The 12,141-nt window shown below is 42.5% G+C and carries 11 protein-coding genes; all 11 read right to left on the bottom strand.

What is annotated here, in order from left to right:
* Position 1: 1 nt before the first annotated feature.
* Positions 2-2,098: an ADP-ribosylglycohydrolase family protein gene (locus HNQ80_RS18105; protein WP_184312087.1), complete on the bottom strand. Its 2,097-nt coding sequence runs from the start codon at positions 2,096-2,098 to the stop codon at positions 2-4.
* An 80-nt stretch (positions 2,099-2,178) separates the two neighbouring features.
* Positions 2,179-3,669, bottom strand: coding sequence for an extracellular solute-binding protein (locus HNQ80_RS18110; protein ID WP_184312088.1), 1,491 nt, complete (start codon positions 3,667-3,669; stop codon positions 2,179-2,181).
* 39 nt (positions 3,670-3,708) lie between these two features.
* On the bottom strand, positions 3,709-4,596 hold the full coding sequence (locus HNQ80_RS18115) for a carbohydrate ABC transporter permease (protein ID WP_184312089.1): 888 nt from the start codon (positions 4,594-4,596) through the stop codon (positions 3,709-3,711).
* A 2-nt stretch (positions 4,597-4,598) separates the two neighbouring features.
* Positions 4,599-5,540, bottom strand: coding sequence for an ABC transporter permease (locus tag HNQ80_RS18120; RefSeq protein WP_184312090.1), 942 nt, complete (start codon positions 5,538-5,540; stop codon positions 4,599-4,601).
* Between the two features lie 12 nt (positions 5,541-5,552).
* Positions 5,553-5,864 (bottom strand): DUF4387 domain-containing protein, encoded by a 312-nt coding sequence (locus tag HNQ80_RS18125; RefSeq protein ID WP_184312091.1) that lies wholly within the window; start codon positions 5,862-5,864, stop codon positions 5,553-5,555.
* A gap of 12 nt (positions 5,865-5,876) precedes the next feature.
* The gene (locus HNQ80_RS18130) at positions 5,877-7,241 is read right to left on the bottom strand and encodes an acyclic terpene utilization AtuA family protein (protein WP_184312092.1); all 1,365 of its coding nucleotides are present in this window, start codon (positions 7,239-7,241) and stop codon (positions 5,877-5,879) included.
* A gap of 18 nt (positions 7,242-7,259) precedes the next feature.
* Positions 7,260-7,946, bottom strand: coding sequence for a FadR/GntR family transcriptional regulator (locus HNQ80_RS18135; RefSeq protein ID WP_207727080.1), 687 nt, complete (start codon positions 7,944-7,946; stop codon positions 7,260-7,262).
* A gap of 192 nt (positions 7,947-8,138) precedes the next feature.
* On the bottom strand, positions 8,139-8,861 hold the full coding sequence (locus tag HNQ80_RS18140) for a PucR family transcriptional regulator (RefSeq protein ID WP_184312094.1): 723 nt from the start codon (positions 8,859-8,861) through the stop codon (positions 8,139-8,141).
* 23 nt (positions 8,862-8,884) lie between these two features.
* Entirely contained in the window at positions 8,885-9,997 is a 1,113-nt protein-coding gene (locus HNQ80_RS18145; RefSeq protein ID WP_184312095.1) for an ABC transporter ATP-binding protein, read from the bottom strand.
* A 140-nt stretch (positions 9,998-10,137) separates the two neighbouring features.
* Positions 10,138-10,860 carry a Yip1 family protein gene (locus tag HNQ80_RS18150; protein ID WP_184312096.1) on the bottom strand — a complete coding sequence of 241 codons (723 nt, stop codon included), beginning with the start codon at positions 10,858-10,860 and terminating at the stop codon, positions 10,138-10,140.
* A gap of 51 nt (positions 10,861-10,911) precedes the next feature.
* A complete protein-coding gene (locus tag HNQ80_RS18155; RefSeq protein WP_184312097.1) occupies positions 10,912-12,129 on the bottom strand; it encodes an ABC transporter permease in 1,218 nt (405 codons plus the stop codon).
* Positions 12,130-12,141 lie beyond the last annotated feature (12 nt).

A 12,141-nucleotide genomic window follows, 5' to 3' on the forward strand; every position in this document is an offset into this window, starting at 1 on the left:
ATTATAGTTCTTCTATTGATAAGTTGCCAAAGCTGCTTCTTCCCATCTCGTACATGGCGTAGCCTGCCATTCCATAGGCATGGGTATTGTCATGGACCTGCAGCACCTGCTTGCCATCCACGGAAAAGGTCAACAGATCACCTTTCACTGTAAATTCCACCAAATATTTTCTGTCGTATTCCCAATCAAAGGGGTAGGTCGCCAAGCTTTTCATGCCATTGTTATTACAATATATCGTCACGCCATCAGCAGTGAATCCACCGTAATAGCCCCGCAGTACACCCTGCACCCTTGCTGAAATTAAATGACTTTTCCCTGTGTGAGGGATAATTTCCCCAGTGACCCTCACATCTGCCATATAGTAATTGCCAGTCATGGCCTCGGCATGCTCAAGGCACATGGCTTCCATCACACCCTGTTCAATCTCCCACGCACCGTGGTTATGGGAAAATGGAGTAATCGAAGCAAACTCTTTCTTCTGTTTTGAAATATCTATTGTGTAACTTGCCTTGCCAGTTATGGAGAAATCGTCAATATATAGGCAGCCAAAGTCTCTGTTCTTCTCCGGAGAGTTCGCCTCAAACAGCAGTCCAATTTCATCCACCATGGCCCCATCCAGCTGGGGAATCGTAAATGTTATGGGATTCCATCCAGCAGCTTTGATAACCATTCCGCCTAGCAAAACATCCTCCTTAGTTGAAGTGTTGCGCACATATGGGTTTAGAATGATGCTCTCGCCGCTGTAGCGATCTACATAGACCATCATGGAAACGGTTTGACCTGGGTAAGCTGTCGGTGAAAACACAGGCATATATCGCTCATCGTCAAAGTCCTCACGGCGATAAAACGGCTTATAATAGATTTTACACTTCTGACCCCTGGCCATACGATCAAAAAGTATTTCTGCCGAACCGCTGCCGCTGTATGCTCGCTCTGTAGAATGTCTCAATGAGCAGTCTATGTTATTAGAAAGCCGCAGATTGTGGGTAGAGCCAGGAAGTTCAAAATCAAAATGAACCTCACCTGGCTTCATGCTTTTTTCTAAGTCCTCTGGTGCAGATTCGCCTGCCAGCCTATATCCCAGCAGAACAAGTTCTTTGGCATAGGTCGGTATATCCAAAATATTAAGATAACCGGAAATACCAGAAAGTACAAGGCTATCGTTGATTGGATTGCGATAATGGGGTGCAATACCCTCAAGGCCCCATGCAACACCCATGATCGTGCCTACATTCCCTGCATTGCAGTCAGTGTCCCAGCCACACATTGTTGCAATCTCTATGCTTCGGTTAAAATCTTTTCCGTATAGCATAGCAAGTGCACATACGCCTGCATTTGGAATGATGTGGCATACCCCTGTGTATTTGTCATACCCCCAATTGTCCTGCAAGTACTTGAGACAAAGACGAAAATCGTCGGGATTCTTCTTATAAAAATCTCGCACTGCATTTACTACCTTTGCATAGGTACAGTCTGCTGGAATCTGGGAAAGTCCTGCGTCAATCAGTGCTTCCACATCTGCGGTGTTATATGCAGCTGCTATACATGCAGCAATAAACGCTGCACCATAAATACCATTGCCATCATGCGAGACACTGGCGGCGATCGATGCATATTCTGCAGCTTTCTTTACATTGCCAGGAAATACAAGACCCCAAGTGTCAATAAAAATCTGGCCGCCAATCTGCTCTGCCATGATTATCCCATTGGTTGCCGCTGCACCAGACTGTGGAGCAGGGATGCCTGTCTTCAGATTCAAGTAGGCGGTATGCTCAGTACTCACACCGTAGCCGCCCCACCAGAACATGCCCACACCTTCTCTCGTGTAGTTCAACCACGCATTTGCCACATCTTGCGCAGTCAGTTCTCGATCTTTTGCATCATCATACAGTGCACGAAGAAAAAATACAGGGCCATTCACATCATCATCAGCAGCAAAATTTTTAAAATCCTTTATATATCCCGTAATATTGCCATAGAATCGCTCAATGCGTTCACTGGTCCAGGCAGTAGGCTCAACAGGTGCGCCCAGCCGTATACCTACATTCATTCCAAGAAAACCCGCATAGGTTTTTTCCAAATAGTTATTGGGAATCATATCGCACCTCGCTCAATTATTTGTTATGTAAGGAGTGCCTCCCCCTGTATGTGTATACAGGGGGAGGTACTATCTATAAGCTATTTCAATTGTTCTGCTAAATATTTGCTAATTTCGTCGCCCCCCGCAGCATTCCATTTGGTCACAAACTCATCAAAGCTGTCAATGCTTCGAACACCTCTGATGATATCGGTAGAATACTCGGTATACAGCTTATCCATAGCATCCTTTAAAGGTAGAAGATCATTGGGAAGAATCACGTTGACATCACCATAGTAATATTTTGCTGCTGCATCGAGGGATGCAATTCCAGGATCAGTCAGCACATCGCCGGTGATCGCAGTGGTATCAAGTCCCTCCATCGTCGGCCAGAAGCGTGCCCACCATTCTGGGAATTTTTCAGTCAGTGTAATTTTTCCATCTGTTTCGGTATAATGTATATCCTTTAGACCTAACTTGTCAAGCTTTCTGCCCTCTGGTCCTGCCATGTACTCCAACACTGCCCAGGCAGCATCCTTGACTTTGGAATCTCCATTGATTGCAAACCCCCTGGACTCCTTTGTGACATCGATGGATTGATAAGCCTGAGATAATCCCTTAGCTGGCGGAAGAACCGTAAGCTCGGCCCCTTGACCATTCGTTTGAATCATTTTGTTGTTGTATACATTGACCACATCGCCTGCGGTGCCAGCAACGAAGCCTGCTTTCCCCTCATAGAAGGCCTGTTCCATGGTATCCCACTGCTTTGTGACATACTCTTTATCCAGTAAACCTTCTTTATATAGTTTTGCATAAAAAGCAAGCTTGTTTTTCTCGAATTCTGTTGCCTTCGCATAAACATATTTGCCATCCACCTTCATGATGGTGCTTGTTACACCGAATGCATGATTGAACACACTGTCCAGCTTGGCGATAGTCCCATCAGTGGTTATAGGATATTCACAGATCCCCTTCTCCTTCATTTCTTTAAACATTGCATAGTAGTTTTCAGGTGTTGGATTTTCAAGCAATGCTTTGCTAGTCTCAAGAGAATTGAACCAGTCACTTCTCATAACAGGAATTTGCACCCTAGCTGGCGCCAACCATAGCAAATATGGATAGTTCTTGATTGATTCTGTGTTATGACTTTGCATGATCGCTTTTACATTGGTTGAACCATTGATATACGGAGTGAGATCCTCCAGCATTCCTTCCTGTGCGATGGGAAGATCCCCTCCCTGGAAGTATATGATGTCAGGAGAAATTTGACCAGTTCTAAAAGCTATAGGAACCACATCAGCATATTTGCCCGCTGGTGCTTCTAAAATTTCAAGCTCTATGTAGTTGCCTTCAGCAGCCATTCCTGCTTCAATTTCATCTACCAGCTTTTGTACATTTTCTTCAGTGGGAACAACATCCTTGCAAAGATAAGTAACCTTCACAGGAGCATCCTTCATCCCAATCTTTGCTGAACCTATCGATGCGGCGTCTCCAGATGTTCCATCTGCAGGTGTCTCCTGCTTAGGAGTGCAGCCTGCAAACAGGGTAAGAACCATCAATAATACCAGGGTCAAGCTGATTAACCGTTTCATTTAAAGTCCTCCTTTTATTTGGTTCAATTTTACTTTCCTCTATTCTTTTACGCCTCCACCCATAACATCCTTTGCATAATATCTAAGAACGATTGGGTAAAGCAATAAAATCGGTATAATTGCCACGATAATGGTGGCACCCTTAAGGGCTGCATAGTCTATGCGTGCCAAATCGTTATAATTAAAGAGATTCTGCTGACCTACAATCGAGGCCGTATCCCCCAGCACAACAAACTGCCGCAAAACCACCTGGAATAAGGTATCCTTCGCCTTGACAAGGTAGATGCTTGCTTTAAAAAACTCGTTCCAACGCAACACCGCATAGAACATGGTTATGGTTGCTATGCCCGCCTTGGCCAACGGAAACACGATGGAGAACAGTATCCGCATATGCCCTGCCCCATCTATCTCCGCCGCCTCAAAAATCGAGGCTGGAATTTCTTCGAAATACCGCATCATAATGATGAGATAGTAGACATTCACTGCTGTAATCAGTATGACGGACCATTTGCTTCCCATCAGCCCAAGTTTTTGTACGACCAGATACTCTGGCACCAAACCGGGTTCAAACAGCATCATAATAATGAGAAACACCATGATAACCTTTTTGAACATTAACTTGGGCCTTGTCAACACATATGCTGCGGTGGTAGTGAGTATGATATTGATTGCCGTACCTACTACTGTAACAAAGATAGAGTTCCCAAGGGCAGACATAAGTGCTGGATGGCTGAACACAATACGATAGTTAATAAGGCTGAAATCCTTTGGAAAAATGTCAAGTCCACCCATGGCAGCCGATGCTTCCGGACTGGAAAGGGAACGTGCCAAAATATTGAGCAGAGGAACAATCATCGTGAGTGTAACAGCTCCAAAAATAAGCATGAGCATGATCTGTCCAAAGGTGAATTTTTTGTATCGTTTCATCACTACCACACGCCCTTTCCTGTAACCTTTTTAGAAATTATATGGGTTGCCAATACAAGGAATACACCCACAACGCCTTTGATCAAGCTTACTGCTGTAGACAGTGAATACTGTGCATTTTGAATACCAATACGATAGATATAGGTATCTAAGATATCTACCGTACTCAGCACGGCATCGTTAGAAAAGTTTAACACCTGATCAAAACCCGCATTGAGGAAAAAGCCTAAGTTTAGGATAAATACTGTCACCATGGGCGTTACAAGGGCAGGCAGGATAATATATCGAATGATGCCGACGCGGTTTGCCCCATCTATCTCTGCCGCCTCATACAAACTTGGTGAGATACCAAGAATAGCGGTAAAGTAGAATATGGAGTCCCACCCAATGCTTCTCCATGCCTCCGACAACATTAAAATCCAGCGAATTTTTGTTTTGTCCGTCATAAAGTCCATGGAGGGGAGGTTGAAAATGCCGAGAATTTGGTTCACCGAACCCGTAGACGGCGAAAGTGCCGCAATCCAAATACCTGCAATAACAACCCATGATAAAAAGTGGGGTAGATAGGATATTACCTGCACATACTTTCGAAACCCTATCACCCTCAGCTCGTTCAGCAAAATTGCGAACAATACGAAAAATGGAAATAATAGAATAAATTTCATAAAGCTGATGATCAAAGTATTGCTCAAAATATCCATAAAGGCTGAGGTCTTAAAAATCATCTTGAAATACTTCAATCCCACAAATATCCATGGACCACGGGCTTTATAATCATAAAACGCCAACCGCATTCCAATAATCGGCCAAAGACGAAATATCAGAAAATACAGTATTGTAGGCAGAAGGATTATGTAGAGCATCCTATCGGCATACAAGCGCCTCCATATTTGGTGAAGATCCAGTTTTTCCTGGGGAGATTTTCTTCTTTCTTCTCGCTTCATAACACCCCTCCTTTATGGAATCAAAATATCCATCAGCGGAGCATGCTGCTGTGCGCCGTACACATCCCGATCACGGAAGGTACCTGATGAAACCGTTCTGTTATATGTAACCTTAATACCAAGAGCTTTTTCAAAAAAAATAATTTTGCTTATGTCTGCGGGTTCTAAATGATACAGTTGGCAAATCGTTTGAACATTGATGATACCACTCTCTGCCACCCTGTTATAGCTTGCAGGATTATCAAACAATATATCTAATGTAATCTCGAAGGGGCCACTGTTTTTGCTTCTTAGTACTTTGGCCAAATCTACAAGTCTGTTCATATTTGCATCTCCTTATTTCATTCTGTATTCGATGGGGAACAGCGCTTTTCCATTCACGGTCTCCATCAGATGATAGACCGAAAATTCATACACTGCGCCAAACTCCACATCGCTTGGTGCAAAAGGAAATGCCAGATTGCCCGCCGTAGATTTTCTTCCTTCATAGCCATAATGCATAAATGTCGAACGTACTGAACTGCACAATGCCGACGCCTCACTTTGGGTTTTGGCAATCACCTCAAACAATACGCCCAGCTCATGGCCAGCCACATTATGAGGCTCCAGACTACCCATTACACCGTTTTTACCGTAGTTGTAAAAATTGATCTCATATTGGTCCCGAGGAATTTCTGGGTACTGCTCAATTACACTGTTTTTCACCAACGCCTCTACCTCTTCTATCTTTTCCACGAGGAGTGGATCTCGAATACCTGCGACAACAAAGGTTCTATAGGCTACCTTTCGGGCACCCTCCAGCTTTATTTCATACACAGGTGTTTTGCTCATCTTACTACCGCTTACACGAACGCGCCCGTTTCCCACATCAGCAAATTCACAGTTTTCCAAATCCAGCACGATGCCGGGTCCCCGCAGAATATAGGGATGATCCTTCTCATAGAAGGTGTGAGCTGCAACACTTACAGGTGTGCATTTACGCTGAGGATTGGTAGAATATACCTCAAAACAGTCTTCATAGAGGACGCCCATCATACAGTCCTTTGTGGTACCAGGCTCGCAGCACAGCGCACCGCATTCCAGTACCTTGCCCATGTGGTATGCCATCCCCTCATCGAAACCATGGAATATACCTACAGCCGCAAAGGGGGAGGGGTCATAGGCTCTGCCACAGACAATAATTTGCGCACCGCATTCCAATGCTTCCAAAATCGGTTCAGTGCCCATCTGGGCAACTACACCGGTGGTTTCCGCCAAAGCCGCTTCAGTAAGAACAGGTACTGTATCTCCCAACGGGGTAACCTTTTCCTGCCGCATATGCTCGTGAATAACATCCTTCGGAATATCCGACCAGATGACCGCCTGTTTCTGGGGAGAAAGTTCACGCTCAGCAATAATCTCATCAATGATGCTGAGGGTCCATTCTACATGGGCCCTGGCGCCGCTTCCGCCCGCTGAGCCTATGATCACTGGAATGTTATGTTCGAAGCCTGCTGTGATAATATACTCCAAATCTTTTTTACAGGCCTGACGACTTACAATTGCTGCATTTGCACCCAATTTATGGGGCCCTGCATCCGTAGAGCCTGCATCCACTACAATAGCATCGGGTTGATCCTTCATGGCATTTGCGAAGGACTCTGGTGGAAATCCGTATCCCAAAATGCCGCAGGGTGATAGAATTTTAATATGCTTTTTCATTTCTCTTACTCCTTATGTCTATTTCATACTCTCAACTTTCTTATCCACCATCCTCATATGGTGAAGTACTGCCTGCCTTGCTCCCTCTTTATCACGATTAGCGATCGCCTTTGCAATGGCAAGATGTTCTTCTGCAATTTGATTGCGTCTCTCCTGATCACGATGGCTCCTATTGGCAATCTCGCTGATTAAATCGTAATAGGTATCAATAAAGTTCATAAAGAAGATGTTTCTAGATGCCTGTGCCAGCTTGTAATGGAAGTAATGATCCATATTATGCTGAATCTCTGCGTTATCTGCAACGCCAAGTCCGTCAAACAGCTCTTCAATCTCTTCATCACTGGCGCGTTCAATGACGCGCTCAACCATCTTCATTTCCAGCGTCTCTCTAAAATCCAACAAATCACTGTAGGTAGCCTTTTTCAGTAACTCATTTACTGATTCATTCATGAGCTTGCTCTGAATATCCTCCTGAATATAGGTGCCATCCTTGGGTTTTCTGCGTATATATCCCTGGGACTGCAGGCGGGTTAAAGCTTCTCGCAGTATTCCCCTGCTTACTCCAAATTGCTCGGATAAAATAGTCTCGTTAGGCAACTTATCCCCTGCCTTCAAGTTACCCTCCCGTATCATATTAATAATCTGATTGACAATTCTGTCCGAAAGTCTGTCATTATTCACAGGTGTTATATCCATCTCTACCATCCAATCCGCCGTTTTGGCATGATATTGTTTTATCGTTTAATTGTTTAACAATTTAACTATATGTTAACACTACTCTGGAATATTTTCAATACTCTTTTTTTTGGATAAATTCACACAAAAATAGATGCTTTTGTAATTCAAAAGCATCTAAGCAGAAAGAAACACCCATTAAGAGGACTATTAACCATGAAATTATTTTTCCTTACGTATGATCCAAGCCAACTGAAACAGCCAGCAATCCGAAAAATTTTTCAAATCATAACCACTATGCCTATGGATTTTATCTAGTCTGTACAGCAACGTATTTCGATGAATAAATAATCTGGCAGCTGTATCTGTCAAATTTAAGTTATTTCTGAAATATTCCTCTACAGTTGTAACCATTTCGTGATCCAATACTTCCTCGAATTTTCTGTTAAATACTTTTTGATAGATACTCTCTTTTAACTCTGGATTCATATCCGCCACAACACGGTAGAAATCCATTTTTTCATAATGATATACGCTTGCAGGGAGTTTAAATCGTCTTTTTAATGCTATGATCTCTAAGCAATGGTTGTAATGGATATGCAAATCCTCACTACGCTCTGGGGTGCCTCCAATGGCAATCGTGCAATCTATAAGCAGCTCTGTCATAATATTTGTCCGTATATCTTTGCATAGATCCTCTATAGCATCTTCTCTGGACAGTAACAACACATGATCTTCATATATCAACTGGAGCTGGATATCGATATAGTTTGATGTTATTTCCAGTACTTCCTCAGTATATTTCCCTGAGGTATCTATCATCATCAAGTAAGCAGGCAGCAGCTTCCTTTTCTTCGCTTCAAGAGCAAAGATTCCCTCGTCCTCTATATTTTTATTTAAAACGCCTCTCATCAATTCCCGTAATATCGATTTTATAGACTCCATAGTATACCCCTTAGCGTACAATTTTAAATAATTCTCTTTTCAGTTTCAAAATCGAATAAATGAACCTTATCCCAATGATAGTTTAATTCAATATCATCCCCAGCTTTTTTCGCAGACTTTGCATCCACCCGAGCAATGATTTGTTTCCCACTAATGATCATATAGAAATACTTCTCAGCACCCATGAGTTCGGCTACTTCAATTTTCCCATAGATACTTGAGAAATTATGATGTAGGCGTTGGCTATCTTGCTCATGAAGGTGCTCTGGCCTAATCCCAATATAGACTTTTCGTTCTAGATATCCCCGCTGTTCAAGAATTTTTCCCATTTCTTCTGTAATATGTATATACGTATCATCATTCAATCTTAATTCAATTTTATCATGGCTTTTTACAACTGTCCCATGAAGTATATTAATTTGTGGGCTGCCAATAAATCCTGCTACAAATAGATTCTCAGGATTCTCATATACATTCTGTGGTGTGTCAATCTGCTGTATTTCACCATCCTTCATAATAACAATTCTCGTTCCCATCGTCATCGCTTCCACTTGGTCATGGGTTACATAAATAAAAGTGGATTGAAGTTTCTTGTGCAGCTTTGTAATTTCTGTCCGCATCTGTACTCTGAGCTTTGCATCTAAATTGGATAGTGGTTCATCCATCAAAAATACCTTAGGTTCTCTGACAATAGCTCTTCCTAAAGCTACACGCTGTCGTTGACCACCTGATAATGCTTTTGGCTTACGATCAAGTAAATGTTCAATTTCTAAAATTCTTGCTACTTCTTTCACTTTTTGATCAATAACGTTCTTTGGCAGCTTCCTTAATTGAAGTCCAAAAGCCATGTTGTCATATACACTCATATGAGGATATAGGGCATAGTTTTGAAATACCATAGCAATATCCCGATCTTTTGCAGGTGTATCGTTCACCAAGCGATCCCCAATATATAACTCTCCTGCGGATATTTCCTCCAATCCAGCAACCATTCGAAGGGTCGTCGTTTTGCCACAGCCCGATGGCCCTACCAAAACAATGAATTCTTTGTCTTCAATTTCCATATTGAAATCTTTTACTGCATGTACATTTCCAGGATAGATTTTTTTGATATGTTTTAATATTACTTTCGCCATATGTTGTTCCCTCCCAATATTCTTTACCTCGAGTATACAAGAGCAAAATAAAAAATTCCATTGTGAGAATTCACAAAATGTATTTGTCCCCATAAGCATAAAAAATCCAGGCACTTTGCCTGGATTTTTATGCTAACTCTTTATTTCATCAACGCAGATCCCACACTAAACATCACAACCAAAAGCCAAGATCCAAACACAATCGCCCCAGCCTTTTTTCGGCTCATTTGATGGACATAAGATAGACCTATGGTCACAATGGCTAAATACCAAATACTGAACACATCCAAAGCAGATAATAGGGTATGGAGTGCCGTACCCTGAGCAGCATCCGGCAGCAGGACAGCTGGAGAAGTATAAACAACATAGTTTTTTGTGATCATGGTGATTACGGTGCGAATCCCTTCTCCCAAAAAGTTAATAAGATATCCATACCCTACTACCGAAAGAACTGTCTTAAACTTTCCTTTTCCTCCTGTAATTCGAGAGATGATATGTACAACCACAGACTTTACAAACATAGCAATGAATGGCATCACTACCGCTGTTCCAACGGCAAAGCGAAAGGCTATTTCTAACGTACCAGCAGGAAGATTATTTATATCATTTCCCTGGGCAGCCATTTGTGTCATTATGGCCTCTTGCGTAAAGTCCCTAAAGATATCTATCCTGGGCAAAATCAACAATGGAAATCCAAAAAGTAGGACCAACATAGGCCATAAAACCTTTGGTTGTTCCGATAAATATTCCATGGTTTTAGAAGGCTCCAGTAATAAATATTTTAGCCGTTCCCACCAAGAAAGTTCCACAACCTGTTTTTCCTCTTGAATTAGCATAGCTTCATTATTTTCTGACTCTGACATCGTGCTCCCTCCTTTTCGTGCTATCTAACAGCTGATGATACGAACATGTACCTACTCATACCGCAACGCCTCAATAGGATCTAGTTTTGCTGCTTTGTTGGCTGGATAAATTCCAAAGAAAATCCCTACCCCCGCTGAGAATAACCATGCAACCATAATCGTACTTATCGATACCGCTGGCGGAATCTTGATAAACATAGAAATCAACAGGGAGAATCCTATACCCAGCATGGTACCGATAATTCCTCCAATGACAGAGATGATCACCGCCTCTACAAGGAACTGCATCAGGATATCCTTGTGTCTTGCCCCAATCGCTTTACGGATCCCTATTTCCCGTGTTCGTTCTGTCACGGATACCAACATGATATTCATAACGCCAATGCCCCCTACCAATAGGGATATGGCTGCGATCGCACCTATAACACCCGTCAGGATTCCCGTAACCTTATTTACCATTTCCATTTCCCCTTCAGCAGTATAGGTTCGATATTTATTTTTCCCTACATTATCGTGTCTTCTTTCTACGAACCTCACAATTTCCTTCAAGGTTTCTTCCACATTTGCATCCTTTTCAATATTTAATTCTATGCCATATACGCGATCACCAATGCCAAAAATTTTCTCCAAGGTAGATACGGGCAGATAAAGGGTGGCTGGTTGTTCAAAGTTTGCCACATTGCTGAAAGGAAGCTTCGGAGTCTTATATAAGCCTACGACCACCAAAGACAAATTTCGATATGGCATTTGCACCAAAATACGCTCTCCCAATACATTGGTTCTGCCAAAAACCTCCAAGGCTGTCTTTTCATCAATGACAACAACCTCTCGTTTGGCCTTCATATCTCCTTCCATCAAAAATCTCCCATCCATCATTTCTATGGTTTCAATCTTATTGAACAACTCATTGACCCCATTCAAAGAAGCATTTAGAAGCTCCTTTTTCGATACGATTTTACCACTATCCTGCAAACTGGGGCTAATGGCTGCAATTTGATCTGAGAAGGCCTCCCTAATCGCATCCACATCTCCATGGGTAAAGTAATCCCGGTCCGTAGGTGTCTCCTGCCAGTTGGTGGACATGAACGCCCGGTTCACACCAAATTGCTCAAATTCTTTACCAATAGCACTCTGACTTCCTTGACCAATAGCCACTACTGCAATTACTGATGAAATGCCAATAATGATGCCCAACATGGTCAGCAAGGATCTCATTTTATTCACCCAAATCGCATTGATGGCTACCTTTACACTCTCTATAAAATTCATTTCATCACCTCG

Source organism: Anaerosolibacter carboniphilus (assembly GCF_014205875.1).
Lineage (GTDB): Bacteria > Bacillota > Clostridia > Peptostreptococcales > Thermotaleaceae > Anaerosolibacter > Anaerosolibacter carboniphilus.